This window comes from Streptomyces sp. 135, assembly GCF_020026305.1.
GTDB lineage: Bacteria > Actinomycetota > Actinomycetes > Streptomycetales > Streptomycetaceae > Streptomyces.
The window spans coordinates 8164725-8183890 of sequence record NZ_CP075691.1; the positions used below are offsets into that span (position 1 = coordinate 8164725).

At 70.8% G+C, this 19166-nt stretch carries 16 protein-coding genes and 2 pseudogenes; 10 read left to right on the top strand and 8 right to left on the bottom strand.

The genetic code is table 11. From position 1 onward, the window contains the following. Positions 1 to 70: 70 nt before the first annotated feature. Positions 71 to 1720: a penicillin-binding transpeptidase domain-containing protein gene (locus tag KKZ08_RS35985; protein ID WP_223778430.1), complete on the top strand. Its 1650-nt coding sequence runs from the start codon at positions 71 to 73 to the stop codon at positions 1718 to 1720. Positions 1721 to 1755: 35 nt separating this feature from the next. Here the strand turns inward: KKZ08_RS35985 and KKZ08_RS35990 are convergent. The 3 genes and pseudogenes from KKZ08_RS35990 to KKZ08_RS36000 all read right to left on the bottom strand — a co-directional run. Next, positions 1756 to 1953 (bottom strand): annotated as a pseudogene (locus KKZ08_RS35990) (transposase); the annotation flags it as partial. 393 nt (positions 1954 to 2346) lie between these two features. After that, positions 2347 to 2718, bottom strand: coding sequence for a MerR family transcriptional regulator (locus KKZ08_RS35995; RefSeq protein WP_223779331.1), 372 nt, complete (start codon positions 2716 to 2718; stop codon positions 2347 to 2349). A gap of 26 nt (positions 2719 to 2744) precedes the next feature. Beyond that, on the bottom strand, positions 2745 to 3512 hold the full coding sequence (locus KKZ08_RS36000) for an SDR family oxidoreductase (protein WP_223778431.1): 768 nt from the start codon (positions 3510 to 3512) through the stop codon (positions 2745 to 2747). Positions 3513 to 4101: 589 nt separating this feature from the next. Here KKZ08_RS36000 and KKZ08_RS36005 point away from each other — a divergent pair. After that, positions 4102 to 4749 carry a hypothetical protein gene (locus KKZ08_RS36005; RefSeq protein WP_223778432.1) on the top strand — a complete coding sequence of 216 codons (648 nt, stop codon included), beginning with the start codon at positions 4102 to 4104 and terminating at the stop codon, positions 4747 to 4749. 1147 nt (positions 4750 to 5896) lie between these two features. Here KKZ08_RS36005 and KKZ08_RS36015 read toward each other — a convergent pair. Then, a pseudogene (locus KKZ08_RS36015) lies at positions 5897 to 6070 on the bottom strand (GNAT family protein); the annotation flags it as partial. Between the two features lie 638 nt (positions 6071 to 6708). Between KKZ08_RS36015 and KKZ08_RS36020 the strand changes: the two are divergent. From KKZ08_RS36020 to KKZ08_RS36030, 3 genes are all read left to right on the top strand, one after another. After that, positions 6709 to 7434, top strand: a complete 726-nt coding sequence (locus tag KKZ08_RS36020; RefSeq protein WP_223778433.1) for an alpha/beta hydrolase — start codon at positions 6709 to 6711, stop codon at positions 7432 to 7434. Positions 7435 to 7471: 37 nt separating this feature from the next. Beyond that, positions 7472 to 8326, top strand: coding sequence for an alpha/beta hydrolase (locus KKZ08_RS36025; RefSeq protein WP_223778434.1), 855 nt, complete (start codon positions 7472 to 7474; stop codon positions 8324 to 8326). Positions 8327 to 8432: 106 nt separating this feature from the next. Then, positions 8433 to 9413: a hypothetical protein gene (locus tag KKZ08_RS36030; protein ID WP_223778435.1), complete on the top strand. Its 981-nt coding sequence runs from the start codon at positions 8433 to 8435 to the stop codon at positions 9411 to 9413. Between the two features lie 26 nt (positions 9414 to 9439). On the opposite strand, the gene KKZ08_RS36035 is transcribed toward KKZ08_RS36030, so the two are convergent. After that, positions 9440 to 12703 (bottom strand): cytochrome P450, encoded by a 3264-nt coding sequence (locus KKZ08_RS36035; RefSeq protein WP_223778436.1) that lies wholly within the window; start codon positions 12701 to 12703, stop codon positions 9440 to 9442. Positions 12704 to 12891: 188 nt separating this feature from the next. On the opposite strand from KKZ08_RS36035, the gene KKZ08_RS36040 reads away from it, so the two are divergent. The 4 genes from KKZ08_RS36040 to crcB (KKZ08_RS36055) all read left to right on the top strand — a co-directional run bounded on the left by KKZ08_RS36040 (position 12892) and on the right by crcB (KKZ08_RS36055) (position 15110). Further along, entirely contained in the window at positions 12892 to 13719 is an 828-nt protein-coding gene (locus KKZ08_RS36040) for a LuxR C-terminal-related transcriptional regulator (RefSeq protein WP_223778437.1), read from the top strand. 187 nt (positions 13720 to 13906) lie between these two features. Then, on the top strand, positions 13907 to 14395 hold the full coding sequence (gene crcB, locus KKZ08_RS36045; protein WP_223778438.1) for a fluoride efflux transporter CrcB: 489 nt from the start codon (positions 13907 to 13909) through the stop codon (positions 14393 to 14395). After that, a complete protein-coding gene (locus tag KKZ08_RS36050) occupies positions 14392 to 14739 on the top strand; it encodes a DUF190 domain-containing protein (protein WP_223778439.1) in 348 nt (115 codons plus the stop codon). The genes crcB (KKZ08_RS36045) and KKZ08_RS36050 overlap by 4 nt, the downstream gene beginning before the upstream one ends. Further along, positions 14736 to 15110, top strand: coding sequence for a fluoride efflux transporter CrcB (gene crcB, locus KKZ08_RS36055; RefSeq protein WP_223778440.1), 375 nt, complete (start codon positions 14736 to 14738; stop codon positions 15108 to 15110). The genes KKZ08_RS36050 and crcB (KKZ08_RS36055) overlap by 4 nt, the downstream gene beginning before the upstream one ends. Before the next feature lie 34 nt (positions 15111 to 15144). On the opposite strand, the gene KKZ08_RS36060 is transcribed toward crcB (KKZ08_RS36055), so the two are convergent. The 3 genes from KKZ08_RS36060 to KKZ08_RS36070 all read right to left on the bottom strand — a co-directional run bounded on the left by KKZ08_RS36060 (position 15145) and on the right by KKZ08_RS36070 (position 17260). Beyond that, a complete protein-coding gene (locus tag KKZ08_RS36060) occupies positions 15145 to 16080 on the bottom strand; it encodes a glycosyl hydrolase family 18 protein (RefSeq protein WP_223778441.1) in 936 nt (311 codons plus the stop codon). Positions 16081 to 16165: 85 nt separating this feature from the next. Then, the gene (locus KKZ08_RS36065; protein ID WP_223778442.1) at positions 16166 to 16729 is read right to left on the bottom strand and encodes a dihydrofolate reductase family protein; all 564 of its coding nucleotides are present in this window, start codon (positions 16727 to 16729) and stop codon (positions 16166 to 16168) included. Positions 16730 to 16894: 165 nt separating this feature from the next. Then, positions 16895 to 17260 (bottom strand): tetratricopeptide repeat protein, encoded by a 366-nt coding sequence (locus tag KKZ08_RS36070; protein ID WP_223778443.1) that lies wholly within the window; start codon positions 17258 to 17260, stop codon positions 16895 to 16897. Between the two features lie 130 nt (positions 17261 to 17390). On the opposite strand from KKZ08_RS36070, the gene KKZ08_RS36075 reads away from it, so the two are divergent. After that, on the top strand, positions 17391 to 18356 hold the full coding sequence (locus tag KKZ08_RS36075) for a pirin family protein (RefSeq protein WP_223778444.1): 966 nt from the start codon (positions 17391 to 17393) through the stop codon (positions 18354 to 18356). Positions 18357 to 19166 lie beyond the last annotated feature (810 nt).

Sequence of the window (19166 nt, forward strand, 5' to 3'; positions counted from 1 at the left end):
CTCCCGAAGGGGCCGGCCCGTCGGCCTCCACAAGGACCATGTCCAGGCCCGATGCGAAACGGAGAGCACCTTGACGCGCACCGACACCCGTACCCGCCCCGCCCCCTACGGGCGGTCACGGCGGGAGCGGCGACTGCTCGGCATCTTCGTGAGCCTCCTCCTGCTCGGGGGAGGCGGATACGGCGTCTACGCCCTGGTGGGCGACGACACGCAGGACGAGGACCCACGACTGGCGTCCGCCCGCAAGCCCTTGACGGCGTTCCTCGACGCGTGGGCCGCGAAGGACGCGCGGAAGGCGGCGAGCCACACCGACACCCCCGACGGCGCCGCCTCCCTCCTCACCTCGGTGCTGACCAACCTCAAGCCCTCCAGGACCACGATCGTCGACGGCGAAGGACAGCTGGAAGACGATCGGAAGGCGGAGTTCCCCTTCACCGTGACCATGGCGGTCCCTGGCGCGGGCAAGGTCTCTTGGGAGTCGCGGGCTCAAGTGCACCGGGTATCGGGCGCCTGGAAGGTCGAGTTCACCTCACCGATGATCCATCCGGAGCTGAAGCCGGGGCAGACGCTCGCGCTCAAGGGCGGCGACACCCGGGCGAAGGTGCTCGACGGCAACGGCGACCCGCTGCGGGCCAGCAGCCTCGTCGGCACCGTCGACCCGGTCAGCGGCAAGGGCACCTCAGGCCTGGAGGCCCGCTACGACGACGTCCTGTCCGGTGGCGGGAACAGCAGATCCCTGGTGGTCGCGGACCGCCGCAGCGGACGCGCCGTCAAGGAACTGACCAAGGCGGAGAAGGCCGGGGGCCGCCCGGTGCGCACCACCATCGACCCGCGCGTCCAGGAGGCGGCGGCCAAGGCCCTGACCGGCGTCGACGACAAGGCGGCCATCGTCGCCGTCGACCCGTCCAACGGCCACATACGCGCCGCCGTGAACCGCCCCGGCGGCCTCAACCGCGCCCTCGAAGGGCGCTATCCGCCCGGCTCCGTCTTCAAGGTGGTCACCGCGGCGGCTCTCCTCAAGGGCGGCCTGCGACCCGAGGACCGCGCCGCCTGCCCGAAGTTCGCGCGCGTCGACGGGCAGCGCTTCGAGAACCAGGACCAGTTCGACCTCCCGGCCGGTGCCACCTTCGCGGACGTCTTCGCGCACTCCTGCAACACGTACTTCGTCAACGCCCGCAGCCGCCTGTCCGACACCGATCTGCGCGACGCCTCCCGCCCGTTCGGCATCGGCGGCAGCTGGGACGTGGGCACCACCACGTACGACGGCAGTGTCCCCGTCAGCAACAGCGACAACGACAAGGCCGCCGCGACCATCGGCCAGGCGCGCGTCCAGGCCTCGCCGCTGGTGATGGCGTCCGTCGCGGCCACCGTCAAGAGCGGCGAGTTCAAGCAGCCGGTGCTGGTGCCGGACGCCGTGAAGAAGAAGTACGACGCCCCGGTCGCCCTGGACGGAGAGGTGAGCGCCCGGTTGCGCGAGCTGATGCGCGCCACCGTGACCTCCGGTTCCGCCCGCGCGCTGAAGGACCTGCCCGGCCGGCCCCACGCCAAGACCGGCACCGCCGAGTACGGCACCGCCAAGCCGCCGCGCACCCACGCGTGGATGATCGGCTACCAGGGCGACTCCGACCTCGCGTGGGCGGTGCTCCTGGAGGACGGCGGCTCCGGCGGCGCCGACGCGGGCCCCGTGGCCGCGCGTTTCCTGCGCAACCTGGCGGGGTGAGCGAGGGGGGGGTGCCGGAGCCCGTGGGGCCGTTACGCGCCGTGCCCACGCCGGTGCTCGGGCACCATCGTCAGGTCCACCGGCGAGGTAACCGCCCCGTCGACGCACAACAGCGCGTCGGCCAGTTCGAACGTTTCGTCACGCCGGGCGGTCAGACACTCATAGAACTCTGCTCGGAAGCGTGACGCCTCCGCGAACGCTTCCCGCCGGACATCCGGGCACACCACACTCATGACAACGGCCTTCGGCTGATTCTCCTCGTGACGGAGCTCAGGATCAGACGAAGGCCGCCCTCATGTCCGGCGAATGCCTAGGTGGGTGACTACGTTCGGGGCATCATTCGAGGCCAGAAGAGAAAGAACAAGCTAAGGATTTTCAGTACTGGTGACAGAAATTCTGCCGGACGGGCGGTTGTGACAAGTGGGATGCCTGATCGGTGACAACCAACGTGCCTCGACTGGTCTTCTCCGCCAGCTCGTCCGGCTTCGCCGGTGACAACTCCTGAGCTTCGGCTCAGCCCATCGACCGCAATTGAGCCGAGGCACGGTGGATGTCACCGAGCCAACTTGTTGTCACTTCTCGCGTAGTGACGCCCAGGGCTTCGGCCGACGTCATGAGGCGGTCGGTCAGGCTACCGGGCGGACTTGGCCACCGACTGCCTGTTGCAACGCGGTTTGCAGCCGGTCGCGGGCCTCGGTCTGGGCGGCGATGCGTTGGTTGAGGACTGCCAGACGTTGCAGCGCGACCTGCAGGCCCTTGCCCGAGGGCGGTGCGGCGGCCACATCACCGTCCAGACACGGCGCGAACACCCGCACGTCGTCCAGGGTGAGCCCGGCGGCCAGCAGGTAGCGGATGTTGCCGACGCGCACCACGGCCCGCTCGTCGTAGACGCGGTAGCCGTTGGGGGCCCGCTGCGAGGAGATCAGTCCGGCTTGCTCGTAGTGCCGCAGCGCACGGGCGGTCGTCCCTGTCGCCCTGGCCAGCTCACCGATCCGCACCCTTCGCACCTCCCGGACCACTCCTATCACGCCACGACCGCTCCGCCGTCGACGGGGAGTACCACTCCGGTGACGAAGGAGGCGGCCGGTGCGGCAAGCTGCGTGACTGCCCAGGCCACCTCCTCAGGACGGCCGATCCGGGCCAGTGGGGTGTGTGCCAGCTGCCACTCCCGCACCGCTGCCATCCGCTCCGGCGTCAGGCCCTGGTGCTCGCCGATGGGAGTGTCGATCGCGCCGGGAGCGACTGCCACCACGCGGATCCCGCGGGGCGCCAGCTCGACCGCCCAACTGCGGGTCAGCAGCTCCAGAGCGGTCTTTGTGGCCGCATAGACCGAGCTGCCGGGCCAGGCCCGCTGCCCCACCGACGTACTGACATTGACGATCACCCCGCCCGACGTCTCCAGGAGGGGCAGCGCGGCCTGGGCCAGCAGGATGGGGGCGACCAAGTTGGTGGCAAGCTGAGCTGTGATCGTCTCCGGCGTCAGCGTGCCCAAAGCGCCGCCGCGCACGATGCCGGCGTTGTTGACCAGCACGTCCAGTCGGCCGTGTGTCTCCAGCACGGCCCGGATGATCCGATCCGGCCCGTCCTCGGCGGTGATGTCGGCGGCCAGCGGCGTGATCCGGTCGTGCCCGGCCACGGTCTCCTCTAGGGGCTCGACCCGCCGCCCGATCGCGATCACGTGGGCGCCCTCAGCGGCGAAGGCGCGGGCAGTGGCCCGGCCAATCCCAGTGCCGGCTCCGGTGACGGCGACGACCCTGCTGCTCGTTGGTGCGGTGCTGTTCATGCCGGTCATCGTGCAACCCTGCCGCCAGCGGCAAGGTCAAGCAGCGCCTGCCAGAAAGGCTGCCGCATGAGCGTTTGAGACAAGCCGCGTGCCTCGCTGGTGACAACCAGGTCGCTTCGACCGATCCATCTCACCGGTGCACCCGGCTCCGCCGTTGACAACTTTCGGCTCGGCAACGGTGAACAGGCCCCTGCGCCGCCTGTCCGTCCTCACCATCACCTGGCTCGGATAGCCACCCGGTGACAACGCCTCGCCCCCTGTCACTCGAACTGTCAGGGGGCAGGGCGTTCCACGACGGGGGTGGCTGCGAGCGACCCGGCTCCCCGACCCGCAGGCCGCGGCCGGTACACCGTCCAGCGCGGGAGCCCCCTGGTGACCGCAGGACGACAGTTGAGTACGGCGCTCGTGACGCTCCCGCCGCTCGGAGTGTTCGGCTCACGCATAGATCTGGCGAGTAATCGATAGGCGGATCCGCCAGAAGTCGGGAGACAATCTGCGGTTCGGACATCACGGAGCCACCGGAGGAGAGTTGGCTGAAGACCCGCACGGTTCGTCGCAGCAGCCCGAGCGCAGCACCGGACCGGTTACGAACGGGCCAATGCAGCAGTCCGACTCGGGTGCAGGACCGGAAGCCACGCCGGAGAGCGCGACGCTGAGGCACCAGTGGTCAGCGCTGTGGGACCGGAACAACTGGGCCACGCTCGTCGTGCTGCCATTAGCGGGAGCCTTCGCGCTCTGGGCATTGCAGAGCGTAAGCGGGTGGCTCGCAGCCCAGGCGAATCCACCTGGGTTGACGGCCTACGCAAGCTCCCCCGGGCCCTGCGTGCCTGCTGTCTTTCCCATCACCCTGGAAACCAAGACGGACAGGACGGTCTTGGTGACGGGTATCGACGTCACCGTCGTGTTCAGCAAGGTGCCGCCCCACAGCAAGAAGGAGCCTTCGGCCGACTGCGGTGATACGGTGCACGACCCCGCATTCGACGTGAATCTTGAGCAGCGTCCGGTCCCTGTCGTCCCCCGGGGTAAGAAGTCCGTGGCTGACCGCACGGACTTCCCCTTCACGATCTCCCCTGACCAGCCAAAACAGCTCACCCTCAGAGTCGACCCTGCGAAGCGGGACGTTCACTTCAAGGTGAAGGTCGAATGGGTCGCAGGCGGCGAGTACGGAAGCGCGACGCTGGATGATGCCGACCGTAGCTATGGATCGGGCCTGGGTGACGGGCCTGGCTTCCGTGTAGTCGGGTAAGTAGCTGGTTCTGTCGGGAATCTTGAGGACCACGGGGTCGGCAGTGTGATCGCTACAGTCCTCGGAATGCCCGCAGCGGGAGTTCGCCCTGTTCAATGGCTTGGCATGATGGATGGCGCGCTGGCTGTAACGCTCTTGCGAACGCCGCCAGAGAGGCGTGTGGGGCCGGTGAGCCGTCTGAGACGCTGCCGCACGTCCGTTCCCTGCCTCACCCATGCGGGGCGGGGTTGAAGGGTGCCGGGTGCCGGGTGCTGACGCAGCGGGACGGTGTGAGAATCCGCCGTCCCGGAGGTGATCGGAATGCGTGTCCGTCTCGGTCCCGGCCCGCAGGTACCGGAGTTGACTGCCCGGGTTGCCCGCGCGAGCAACCCCGAGGCCACTACGGCCATGAGCGTCCGTGCAACGCCTTTGATCGCGACACTTTCGCCATCGACTGGGAGCAAGAGCGGGTCACCTGCCCGGAGGGCAAGCTGAGCAGAGAATGGTCGACCCCGCCCTCCATGACGCCCTACGTCCGCGTCAAGTTCGCCAAGAACGACTGCGGGCCGTGCCCAGTCAAAGCCAGCTGCACCCGTTCCGACGCACGCCTGCTCAATTTCCTCTCCCAGGAGCTCTACGAGCGGCAAATCAGGGCCCGGGACGCACAGCAGACCGCGGAATAGCAGGCGAACCACGCGATGCGCGCAGGCATCGAAAGCACCCTCAGCGAGTTCATCCGCAGCCACGGTCTGCGCCGCTGCCGCCAACGAGGTGAGGACAAAACCCATGTCCAGCATGTCCTCACCGCCATCGCTGTGAACATCGAGCGGATCAACGCACACCTGTCGCCGCCATCAGAGCACCAGCCACGGCCGCCAACCACCTTCCAGAACTTCCTGGACGGCAGGCCATTCCACGCCAACGAGCATGGCGAACGACCATCTAGCGGCAGCCGTACAGGACGGGCGGCCCCGTCTTCACCCGGAAGCCACCAGCTACCAGTACAGCCGCTTGTCTCAATGCCCATTAAGGGCCCCGACCATCGAGCGCCGGGGCGAAAGGGGTAGTGGACAAGATTTTTGGCAGAGTCACTCACTCAGGACCAGACGCCGCTGGCGAAACCCGGGGCCGAGTCAGAGTCAGGCGACGGTGAAACCGTTGCTCGTTGCTATCGGACGCGAGCGTGGAGATGCATGTCGTGCCAGCCGTCCGCATGCAGCAGTGCATCGCGACGGACGCCTTCTCGGGCGGAACCGGCTTTGACCGCCACACGGCACGATGCCAGGTTGCTCGCCGAATGCCGCAGCTCAAGGCGATGGAACCCGGCTTCGCCCAGCGCCCAGTCGGTGCATCTGTCGGACATCCCCTCGGTCGAAGCCGCCGACGAGAAGGGGGAGCTGACCCTGCGCGTTCTGGACACGGAACTAGCGGCGAGTACCGAACGCCGGCAGCGGATGCGACGGGAATTGGCGGCGATCCTGGACAACCGGGCCTCGAGCGACTTGACCGCGGACTTCAAGGCGCTAGCCGACGATCTGCCGGAGGCGCGGCGATCCCTCCTGCTGGCGCTCTCCAGCTTCCTCACCCCCGCGGCGATGTCCGCTCTCAAGGAGCAACTCGCGGCACCCCGCAGCGACGTCGGTGCACAGTTCGAGTCCCCCCCCCGGACGCGCCCGACGGGGCGATCACCCAGTCGGTCGTCGTGCAGGCGCTGGTCGAGTTCTACAACGAGGCTCAGCTCGACGTCCTGCGACACGTGCACGAACTGCTTTCGCAGGACGACACCGCCGGGGAATGAGCGCCGCTTGACCATGCCCCGGCCTTCCCGATAGCGGGGGACCCCCGCATGGCACGCACAGGCCAGAACCAGGACGCGGACAGTCAAAGCGCCCCGGCCCTCGTCCTCAATACTCCGTATGTCCCTGGAGTGCGTGCCCCTCGCGAGCGCCCCAACCACCCTTCCTGACAACGGAGTTACTCATGTACGGCACCGAAAAGCCCACCGTCGTCCTGGTCCACGGCGCCTTCGCCGACGCGTCCAGCTACGCCCGCGTCATCCCCGCCCTGATCGCCCGCGGCCTGGACGTCGTGGCCCCCGCCGTGCCCAACCGCAGCCTCATCGGGGACGCCGCGTACGTCGCCTCGATCGTCCGGCAGATCCCCGGCCCCGTCGTCCTGGTCGGGCACTCCTACGGCGGCGCCGTCATCACCGTCGCAGGCGCCGAGGACAACGTCCGGGCCCTTGTCTACCTGGCCGGCTACGCCCTGGAGAAGGGGGAGAGCCTCGGTGAGCTCCAGGGCCGCTTCCCGGACTCCGACCTCGCCGCCGCGCTCGTCCAGACGCCCATCCCGGTCGAGGGGTCGGACACCCCGGGCATCGACGTGTCCGTACGCGTCGACAAGTTCCCGGCCATCTTCGCCGCGGACGTCGACCCCGACCTCGCCTACGTCCTCGCCGTCTCCCAGCGGCCCCTGGCCGCCCAGGCGTTCGGCGAGGCCGCGCCGGTCGCGGCCTGGCGGACGAAGCCCTCCTGGGGCCTGGTCGCCGCCTCCGACCGCACCATCAACCCCGACGTGGAGCGCTACGGCTACCAGCGGGCCGGCATGACCACCGTCGAGGTCGACTCCTCGCACCTGGTGATGCTCTCCCACCCCCGGCGCGTCGTCGATCTGATCGAGAAGGCCGTTGAGGCCACCTCCCGCTGATCCGGCCGCGCCCGCCTCCCTCCTCAGAAAGCGAACGATGAACGCGCCCCTCTCACGTCGCACCGTGACCGCCTCCCTCTTCGCTGGCGCCGCCGCACTCGGCACCGCCGGTATCACCTCCTCGGCCCCGGCGGCCGCGACCGCCCGGCCGGTCGAACCCCGGTGGCGTCCGGCCGGACCCACCGTCGTCCTGATCCACGGAGCGTTCGCCGACGCCTCCAGCTGGAGCGGTGTCGTGGAGCGCCTCCGGCGCCGCGGCCACCGCGTCCTCGCGCCCGCGCTCCCGCTGCGCGGGCTCAAGAGCGACGCCGCCTACATCCGCAGCGTCCTCGACAGCGTGTCCGGACCGGTCGTCCTCGTGGGCCACTCCTACGGCGGTGCCGTCATCAGCCAGGCCGCCGCCGACGCCCCGCGCGTCAAGGCGCTGGTGTACATCGCCGCCTTCGTCCCCGACATCGGCGAGAGCGCGCTCGGCCTCACCGACAAGTACCCAGGAAGCACCCTCGGGCAGGCCACCGCCACCCAGACCTACCCGCTGCCCGGCGGCGGCGAGGGCACCGAGCTGGTCATCAAGAAGGAGCTGTTCCGCGAGCAGTTCGCGGCCGGGGTGCCGACCAAGACCGCGCAGGTCATGGCCGTCGGGCAGCGCCCGATCGCCCTCGCCGCGCTCCAGGAGCCGGCCACGGCCGCGGCGTGGAAGAAGATCCCGAGCTGGTACCTCGTGGCCACCGGGGACCGCAACATCCCGCCGGCCGCCGAACGTTGGATGGCCCGCCGCGCCCGCGCCCACACCGTCACGGTCCGCGCGCCCCACGCGGTCTCCGTCAGTGACCCCGGCCCCGTCACCGACCTGATCCTGCGTGCCTCCCGCGAGGTCCGCGCCGGCCGCTGAGCGCGGCCGGCCCCGGGCCCGAGCGGCGAACAGCCCGGACCGGCCATAGAGAAGACCCCAGAGCAGACCGCAGAGCAGACCGCAGAAGACCAGAGAAGAGCACAGGATGCCGAGTCCCACCCTGGCGCCACGGCGGCGCCACCTCCTGACCACGGCGGTCGTCACCGCCGTGGCCCTGACCGCCGTCGCCGGCCACGCGCACGCGGCGAGCGCCCCGGTGGCGCACGTACGCATCGTGTCGCACCTGGACATGGCCGCCGGACAGCGCCCGGAGAACATCACCCTCGGGCCGGGTGGCGCCGCCTACGTCACCTTCGCCTTCAGCCGCCAGATCGCCCGCATCGGCCCCGACGGCCGGGTACGTGTCCTCGCGACCCTGCCGGCCCCGCCGGCCGGCAGCAGCACCCCCGTCCTGTCCTCACCGTTCCTCGGCGGGATCGTCCGCGCGGACGACGGAACGCTGTACTTCCTGTACGCCACCGGCAGCGGCGACCTGACCGGCGTATGGCGGCTGCGCCCGGGAGGCACCCCGCAGCGCATCGCCGCGCTCCCGCCCGAGGGGCTGCCGAACGGCCTGGCCCTCGACGAGCGCGGCGGACAGCTGTACGCCACCGACTCGGCCCTCGGCGCGGTCTGGCGCGTGCCCACTTGCGGCGGCACCCCCACCAAGTGGGCCGCCGCCCCCGAGCTGGCGCGGACCGGCTTCCTCGGAGCCAACGGCGTGAAGATCCACCGCGGCGCGGCCTGGGTCACCAACCTCGACAGGGGCACCGTGCTGCGCATCCCGATCGTGCGGCACGGCGCCCCGGGGCCCCTGGAGGTCCGGGCCACCGGACTCGTCGACATCGACGACTTCGCGTTCACCGGCCGCGGCGACACCCTGCTGGCCGCGATCAACGCGGACAACGAGGTCGCCCTGGTGCGGCCGGACGGTCGGCACACCACCGTGCTGACCGCCGCCGACGGCCTCCAGAACCCGACGTCCCTCGCCATGCGCGGCACCAAGGCGTACGTCGCCAGCGGCGCCTACTTCACCGACGAGGACCCGAACCTGCTGACCGCCCGGATCAAGTCCGCCGGTCACTGACAACCTCCGGCGGCCCTGCCGCGCCGTCAGCTGCCGGCGTAGACGTCCTCGACGTAGCGTCCCGCGTCGACCAGCTCCGCCCACCAGGCCTCGGCCGCCGCGGCGTCGCCACCCGCGTACTTCGTACGAACGCGCTGGAACGCCTCGCGCACGCCCGGGGCCATCCGGGAGCCGTCGCCGCAGACCCGCACGACGGCTCCGGCCTCCAGCAGCCGCCAGATCTCCTCGCCCTCGGCCGCGATGCGGTGCTGGACGTAGAACACGTCGCCCCCGGGGGCCTTGGAGAACGCGGGACGCATGGACACCGCGCCCGCGCGTTCCGCGTCCTCGAGCTCCGCGCGGTGCAGGTAGTCGACGTCGGGGTGGTCGCAGCCGAAGTAGCAGAGCGCCGGGGCCAGTTCGGCGCCCTCGCGTGACCGCGCCAGGCGGTCGGCGATCACTCCGCGGAAGGGTGCGAGGCCGGTGCCCGCGCCGACCATGATGACCGGCGTCCGCGCGTCGTCCGGCAGACGGAAGGCATCCCGGCAGGGCTGCACGCGCGCGTGGAGGGTGTCACCGGGCCGCAGGCCGTGGAGGTACGAGGATCCCGTGCCGCGGAAGGTGCCGCGACCGGAGCGGTCCGGGGCCGACAGGAGGGAGACCATCAGGTCCGCGTGGCCCGGTGAGGCGGCGGGCGACGACGAGATCGAGTAATGGCGGGTCCTGATCGACGGCAGCAGTTCGAGCAGCACGGGCCACGGCAGTCGCCCCCGCAGCGCCGGGTGGTCCTCGACCAGATCGAGCAGACCGCCCTGCCGGGCCGCCAACGCCTCGGGGTCGGCGGCCAGTTGTTCCAGGGAGATCCGCTCGGGCGGGCACGGGTTGTGCTCGGCGAGCAGCGCGGCCTGAGCTGGGGTCGGTGCGTCGCCCAACTCGACGTAGCGGGTGAGGAGTTCACGGGCGGTGACCGGGCGGTCGAGCGGCAGGGTGGCCCGGCCGGGCCGGTGCGCCCGGATGTTCAGGACCGTGTCCAGACCGACGCCGAGCACGGCCGCCGCGCGCTCGACCGACTCCGGCGCGTTGGCGGGGAGCACGGTCAGGTGGTCGGCGGTGCGGTAGGTCACGCCGCCAGGGAGCGCGACGCGCAGGAACCGCTTCGGGCGGGCCGCCGGATGTGTCATGTCGACGAGGTCGGCGCTCTCCACGACCGTCATCGCCACCGTGCCGTGCCGCGCGGCGAGCGCGTCCAGCGGCCCGCCGGTGACCTCCACGACGTCGTACGTCCTGGCCGGGGCGGCGGTGTCGGCGGCCCCGACGCTCTCCGGGTCGCCGTACCGCCGCAGCAGTGTGTCCCGCAGCGCCGAGGCGAAGTGCCGTACCGCACCGGACAGGTCCCCGGAGGCGTCGGCTTCGGCGCGCTCCAGGAGCCGGGTCGCGCCCGACGCGGCGAGCGCGTCGTCGATGAGGGTGGGCACCCGCTGGTAGGTCGCCGCCCAGTTGCGGTCGCCGACGCCGAGCACCGCGTACCGCACGCCGGTGGCCGCGTCCGGTGCCGCGTCCGTCAGCCAGGACAGGAACGCGCGCGCGTCGTCGGTCGGCCGGCCGTTGTAGGAGGCGGCGACGATCACCACCGGCGTCCCGGTGGGCAGCGCGCCCGCGGCTTCGTCCAAGGGCGCGACGCGCACGTCGAAGCCCAGGTCGGCGGCCTCCTCGCCGAGCTGCTGCGCGTACGTACGGCAGGTCCCGAAGTTGGAGCCGTGCAGCACGGTCAGCGCGGTGCCCGCCGGTACGCGCGTCGGCAGCCCGTCCGCCGGGCGGCGGTCGGCCGCGCCCGCCGTGCCGTCCTCGCGGGTGAGGGAGACCAGCTCCCGCAGGTTGGACCGGCTCCGCTCGCGGTCCTCGGGGGTGCGTGCCGCCAGGGTCATCGTGAAACCGTCGGGCTTGAGGGTGAGGGTCTCCTTGACCTTCAGCTCGTAGCCACGGTGGTCGATGAACCGGTAGCGGTGGATGAGCATGCCGAGCAGCATGGTGGCCTCGTGCAGCGCGAACTGCCGCCCGATGCAAGCGCGTTCACCGGTCCCGAACGGCTTGTACGCGTGTGGGGAGCGGACCGCCTCGGCCTCGGGCGCGAAGCGATCCGGGTCGAACTCCTCGACGTTGTCGCCCCAGACCGGATCGCGGTGCAGCATCGGCGTGAGCACGACCACGAACTCGCCGGCCTTCATCCGGTGGCGCCCGCCGAGCGTCGTGTCGGCGAGGGCCCGGCGCTGGAACGCGGGCGCGGTGGGCCACAGCCGCAGCGCCTCGTTGAGGACCTGACGCACGTAACGCAGGCGGCCCACGTCCTCGTACGACGGCTCGGGGTCGGGGGCGCTGCCCCACAGCGCGTCCACCTCGGCCTGTGCGCGGTGCAGGACCGCCGGGTTCTTGAGGAGGTGGTAGAGGGCGAAGGAGAGCGTGCCCGAGGTCGTCTCGTGCCCGGCGATCAGGAAGGTGATGACCTGATTGCGGATGTTGGCCTCGTCCAGGACCTCGCCGCTGCCGGGGTGCGGGGAACCCAGCATCAGGCCGAGCAGGTCGTCGGTGGAGGTGTCGCCCGCCGCCTTGCGGGCCCCGATGACCTCGTCGACGACCCTCGCCAGGAAGGCGGCGTCGGCGGCGAACTCCGCGTCCTCGGCGGAGTAGTCCCCGCCGGGCGTCCGGGCCAGCTTCGCCTGACTGTGCCCGAGCGAGCGTACGAGGGCCGCGACGAAGGGGTGGGGCTCGGTTCGGGCGAAGGACTCGAAGTCGTAGCCGAAGCCGGACAGGCCGATGGTGTCCAGGGTCATCCTGGTCATGTCCTCCGACACCTCCACCGGAGCGGACTGCGCCGCGCCCGGCGTGAACCGCCCGTCCCAGGAGGCGATGAGGCGCCGGGCGACCCGCAGCATGTGCGGGTGGTACGTACGCATCGAGTTCATGGCGAAGGCGGGGAGCAGGATGTCGTGCGCCTTCGCCCAGTTGGGCTCGTCGTCGTACGCCGTGAACAGGCCGTCACCCGCGATGCCGCGGACGTTCTCCAGGGCGGGACCGACCCCCTTGGCGAACCGTGTCTCGTCGGAGAGTTCCTCGACCAGTTCCAGGGACGAGGCCCAGACGCTGTCGCGCCCGTGGTAGCGGCGGACGTAGAGCGGGCCGTACCGGCGCGCGAGCTCCACGGCCTGCTGAACGGGGGTGCTGCTCAGCCCCGTTGCCGTGACATCGACGGTGGGCGGTCCGGGGTCCGGGGCGTTCCGGAGACCGTGGACCTCGACAGTGGGGGATTCGCTCATGGCCAGTGCCTCTTCCCAAGGACGTGGGGGAGTTGAGCGCCCGACGTGCTGGGCGCGCACTCCACCGTCCCGTGACCCGGACGGCCGCCCGCCGCGAGAACTACATAATCTTGTAGGGGGCTTTTCCGCGCAGTCGCTTGCGCGGACCGGGGTGACATGTGTGAGGGGGCAGGGAGAGGAGGCGGGACGTGTCCCGAACAGCCGGTGGGCCGCGGGGTGGCGCGGCGGATCCGGGCAGGCCGAAGGTGGCGGACGCGGCGGTGTGGCGGGGCAGGTTCCTCAGCCTGCTCGACCGCTCCCCGGTGCCGACCGCCATCAGCAGCGGCGAAGGGCTGGTCTCCGTCGCCAACCCCGCCTTCGCGGGGGCCCTTGGACTCCAGCCGGGCCGGGTCGCGAACCGCATGCTGCTGGACCTGCTCACGCCCACCAACAGGAAGCAGCTCCGCAAGCTCGACGAGGCCATGCGTTCCGGCCGCAGGTCCCGCTACCCGGTCGAGGTCAGCTGGACGGCCGGGCAGGTCGTCCGCCACGGCAGGCTGACCGTGGAGCCGGTCACCGATCCGCTGGAGGAGACACCGCCCCTGCTGGTGACGCTGCGCGTGGCACAGGAGCGGGCACAGCCGTCCGCGTCGGGCCCGGGCGGCGCGACGCGTTCCGGGGAGGCGGGGGAGGACTACGCGCACCCGGCACTCAGCGCGCAGGAGGCGCGTGTCCTGCGGCTTGTCGCGGGCGGCGCCACGACGGCGGTGGTGGCGCGCGCCCTCGGCATCGGCGTCGACGGCGTCAACTACCACCTGACCCGGCTCTGCCGCCGGCTGCGGGTCCAGAACCGGACGGCGCTGGTGGCCCGCGCCTACGTACTGGGTCTCCTCGACGCGAATGCGTGGCCGCCCGAGGTGTCGGCGCCCACCGCGCGACAGGCCCCGCGAACTGGTCACCGGCCTCACGTCCCGCCTGCCGCGCCCGGCCGTGCCCTGCCGGAGCCTGGTGACGCGGTGTTCCGGCCGGGCGGTTAGCCTGGTGTCAGCGGCGATCTTCCGGGCCGGGTGATCTTCCCCGGACCACGGGTGCGCCCGGCCTCGGGGGCGCCGCGCGGCGGTGGGGCCCGCCGTACCCGAACCGCGGCGAAGGATGCCGCCAACGGTCCCTACTTGCGAACGAGTGCGCCCGGCGACGGGCGACGCGAGTAGGAGGCGCACACCCATGGAAGCCCAGCGGCCCGAAGCGGTCGGCGAACCCGCGGAACCCGACCTCGACCTGTCCGCGCCCGGCCGGCGGCGGGGCGGGACGGCGCACGGGCAGGGGCCGGTCCTCGCCGTGGTGGCGATCGGCGGCGCCATCGGGGCATCGGCGCGCTACGGCGCGTCCCTCGCCTGGCCCGTCGCCCCCGACGGCTTCCCCTGGCCGACGCTCCTGGTGAACGCGGTGGGATGCGCGGTGATCGGCGTCTTCATGGTGCTGATCACCGAGGTGTGGGCGGCGCACCGCCTCGTGCGGCCGTTCTTCGGCACGGGCGTGCTCGGCGGCTTCACCACCTTCTCGACGTACGCGGTGGACATCCAGCGACTCGTGAGCGGCGGCCACGTCCGCACGGGCCTCGCCTATCTGGCACTGACGCTGTTCGCGGCGCTCGCGGCGGTGTGGAGCGCGGCGTGGACCACGCGCCGCCTGATGGCGTGGAGGCGGTCATGACGAGGCTCACGGGCACGGCGCAGCGGGTGACGATCTTCATCGGGGAGTCCGACCTCTGGCACCACAAGCCGCTCTACACCGAGATCGTGCACCGCGCGCACCGGGCCGGACTCGCCGGGGCGAGCGTCTTCCGGGGCATCGAGGGATTCGGCGCCTCGTCGCTGATCCACACGCACCGGCTGCTCTCCCTCGGCGAGGACCTGCCGGTCGCGGTGGTGATCGTGGACGCGGAGGACAAGATCCGCGCGTTCCTGCCGCAGCTCGACGAACTCGTCGCGGAGGGCCTGGTGATCCTGGACGACTGCGAGGTCATCCGGTACGTGGGACGGGAGGAGGACCGGTGAACTGGCTGTCCGTGATCGCCGGGGCGATGATCGGCGCCCCGCTGCGCCACCTGACCGACCGTGCGGTGCGGGCCCGCCACGACACCGTCTTCCCGTGGGGCACCTTCACCGTCAACGTCGTGGGCTGCCTGGTCCTCGGCGTGCTCGCCGGGGCCGTCTCGGCGGGCGCCGCCTCCGCCTCCGCGCAGCTGTTCCTCGGCACGGGCCTGTGCGGGGCCTTGACGACGTACTCGACCTTCTCGTACGAGACGCTGCGGCTCGCCGAGGGCGGGGCCCGGCTCTACGCGGCTGCGAACGCCATCGGAAGCGTCGTCGTGGGCCTCGGCGCGGCCTTCTTGGGGGTGGCCGTCGCCGAGGCCCTGTGGCTGTGACGCACCTCGACCGCCGCGACCGGCTGTCGTGGTCTCAGCGGCGGATCTTGAGTGCCGAGGCGACCTCGGCCGCCCACTTCCAGGGCGCGGCGGTGCCGCCGGGCTGGGAGTTGAAGTACTCCCAGCCCGCCACCCCGCCGAACCCCGGGTGCTTCGAGGCGAGCGCGCCGAGCGTGGACTTCAGCGTCGTCATGCCGACATAGCCGCTGCCGCCGTTGGCCGGTGACGTGAGCGTTCCCGCGACCACCTTCGATGCGGGAATCAGACCGCGGGCGATGATGGCGTCGTAATCGGCCGTGGAGTTCATGCGGCCCCAGCCGTTGTAGAACTGCGCGTTGAACCACGCGATGTCACCGCCCCGGCTGCGGTAAAGGGCGTCGTAGTCGAAGCCGGAGAGATTTCCGCCGCCGCTGAGCGCGCTGCCCACCGGCGCGAGCGTAATGATGAAATCGGCACCGAAGTCGGCGCGCAGCGCGCTGATGACGCGCTCGATACCGGCCAGCGACATCCGCTCCTCCACGTCGAGGTCGACGCCGTCGAGCTCGTACCGCCGGATGAAGTCCCGCAACAGCGGGTAGTACGTGTCGAATTCCTCGTCGAGCCGGGTGAAGCTGCCGGGCGCCGCGCCACCGACCATCGCCAGCACGTGCACGCCCTGGCCGCGCAGGGTCTTCAGGTCGCGCCACATCCGGTCGTACTTGGCCGCGCCCGGCGGGTCGTCGTTCAAGTGCACCGGTGCGTAAGGGCCGTTGAGGTCATTGAGGTGCACCGCGGCCACCAGTACGTCCGTGACGCCGGTGCGGTGCTCGGTGAGCGCGAGCGGCGACACATACGCGCCATTCGCGTACTGCGTCTGGTAATAGACGACCACGCGTTTCCCCGCCGCGGACGGTTTCGCCGCCGCCATCGCCGTACCGCCGGACGCGGCCGTGAGAGCCAGTGCCGCGAGCAGGACGCTGCGCCTCTTCATGCTCATCTCTCCCCTGGGTCGAAGTCGCCGCAATTCTTACGGGGAGCCGCGGCGAATGGCTAGGGCAAGACAGAGCTAATGCGCATTAGTTGGTGAGCTCATGGCGGAGCTGTACGACGCCGTTGCCGAAGGTGTGGGTCCCGGCGAGCCGGAGGTCGGCCCGCACGTCGCGCGCCTGGAACATGGACTTCCCGCGGCCGAGCACGACGGGGTGGACGTAGGTGTGGATCTCGTCGATCAGGCCCAGGCGCAGGAAGGACGCGGCGAGGTCCGCGCCGCCGACGCAGAGGTCGCCGGCCGCGCTCTCCTTGAGGGCCCGGATCTCCTCGGGCACCACCTCGCGCAGGATCGTGGTGTTCCACTGGGCCTCGCGCAGGGTGCGCGAGAAGACGTACTTGGGCGTGTCACGCCAGATCGGGGCGAACTCCGCCTCGAAGTCGCTGCACGCGGGGTCCTGGTCGGCGGTGGGCCAGAACTCGGCCATGAGCTCCCACGTGACGCGGCCGTGCAGGATCCCGCCCATCGCCCGGACCTTGTCGTTGAAGTGGCGGTGCAGTTCCTCGTCGACGAGGTGCCAGTCGATCTCGTGGTCCGGCCCCTCCATGAAGCCGTCCAAAGACGCCGACATCATCCAGATGATCTTTCGCATCGCGGTCGCGCTCCTCGCGGTCGTCGCCGCGGTTACGGCCGCCGTGGCGCCTTTCGTGACGATACGCGGCCGGCGGGGCGGGTTGTGGCGTGTCGAAGGCCCCCGCGAGTCTCGCGGGGGCCTTGACGGGGGCCTTGCCGGGCGGCAGGTGTGCGGTCGGTCAGGTCATTCGCCCCGTGGCGGCGGCGCCTGGCCGAAGTCGCCGTTGAGCGCGGCGGCCATCCGCAGGTGTGGTGCCGCGTCGGCCGCCCTGCCCTGCCGCTCCAGCGTGCGCCCCAGCATCAGGCGGGCGTAGCTCTCCACCGGGTCGAGTTCGAGGACCTTCAGCAACTCGGCCTCGGCGCGCAGTAGTTGGGCCGAGTGGTAGTAGGCGCGGGCGAGCAGCAGACGCGGGGCGACCTGCTCGGGCACCTCGTCGGCCAGGGTGCCGAGGATGCCCGCGGCCGTCGCGTACTCCTTGGCCTCGAAGAATTGCCGCGCACGCTCCCAGCGCTCCGCCGCGGTCCCGTGGTCGTAATAGGTCATCTCCATCGTCCGCCTCCTTCGCACGCTGCAACGAAGCCCTGTAGTTGAATATTCCACCAGTGGTGGCGCGTGGCTGCCGACGGTGACTCCCGACGGGTGACTGACGTGCGGCGCCCACAGGACTAGGTTGTGCGGCATGAGCAATCTTGATCGCGAGGCGGTGCCGAGCAGATGCGGCGGCCGTGGCTTCGTCGTCGCGGAACCGGTACGCGAACTCCTCAGCCCCCGCCAGGTCAAGCTCGGCGAGTCCACCGAGGTCCGCCGCCTGCTGCCCAACCTGGGGCGCCGCATGGTCGGCGCGTGGTGCTTCGTCGATCACTACGGCCCCGACGACATCGCGGACGAGCCCGGCATGCAGGTGCCGCCCCACCCGCACATGGGACTCCAGACGGTCAGCTGGCTGCACGACGGCGAGGTCCTGCACCGCGACTCCACCGGCAGCCTCCAGACCATCCGCCCCCGCGAGCTGGGCCTGATGACCTCGGGCCACGCCATCTCGCACTCCGAGGAGAGCCCGCGGGCCCACGCCCGTTTCCTGCACGGCGCACAGCTGTGGGTCGCGCTCCCCGACGCCGACCGCCACACGGCCCCGCGTTTCGAGCACCACGCGGAGCTGCCGCGGCTCACGGCCCCCGGTCTGACCGCGACGCTGATCCTTGGCAGCCTCGACGGGGCGAGCTCACCCGGCACGACGTACACCCCGATCGTCGGCGCGGACCTGACGCTGGCCCGCGGCGCGGACGTACGCCTCCCCCTGGAACCGGACTTCGAGTACGCGGTCCTCGCCATGTCCGGCGAGTCCCACGTCGACGGCGTCCCGGTCCTCCCCGGCTCCATGCTCTACCTCGGCTGCGGCCGCGCGGAACTCCCGCTGCGCGCCGAGTCGGAGGCGTCCCTGATGCTTCTGGGCGGCGAGCCGTTCGAGGAGGAGCTGGTGATGTGGTGGAACTTCGTGGGCCGCAGCCAGGAGGAGATCGAGCAGGCGCGGGGTGACTGGATGACGGGCTCCCGCTTCGGCGAGGTGACGGGCTACGAGGGCGCGCCGCTGCCCGCCCCGGAACTGCCGCCGGTGGCGTTGAAACCGCGGGGGCGGGTGCGTTGACCTGGTGTTACGTGTCTGGCGTTGATGGTCGTAGAGGTGCAGGAAGGGGGTGGTCGATCTCTCGCGGCGGGGAGCGCCGGTAGGGCTCGGTCGAGCGGCGATGGGACGGTCGCGGAGTTGGGCTGCGGCTCGCATGTTCGGCACGTATGCCCAGGTTGAATCGGGCGCTTGCTGATCCTTTGCTGACCTTACTGACGAGTAGTCAGATTGGCTGCCCTCTGACGCGTGTGCTGGTGGGAGGCCCAGGACCGCCCGCGTTTCCAGCTGCGGTAGCGGCATTGCTTCGCTTGCCGACTGTCTGATGCTGACTAATCGAGGGCACTGGTCCAGGACCCGCGACAGCGCCGCAGGCTTGGTCCCGTTTATGCGCGACGAAGTATGGTCTGCGGCCTTACGCGAGAAGGGTCACGTCTGGTCACACGTAGAAAGGTCGCAGTGCGCCTCTCAGAGCGCGGCGGAGCCGCGAAATGAATGCTGATTTGACCGGCTGATGCCTTTGGCGTGGCAAGCGGTGTGGGCTTACGTCGATGCCGTGATTTTGGGGGAATGGGGGAGTTGAGCAGAGTGGTGATCCGCGTGTTCGGAGCGCCAGTAGGTTCTTCGTCTGCTGGTCCCGGGGCCGTGTCCGAAGAAGCGGACAGGGAAATGCGGAGGCACCCTGCGCTGCCTCGGCAGCTCGCGGTCTTCGCGTGGACGAGCACTGGAGCGGCAGTCGCGGCGTGGACGTCTGCGACGGTTATGCCCAGCGCCGTCTCCACCAGGGTTAGGCCGTCCTTGGTCACGTCGAGCACGCGAGGTTCGTGATCACGC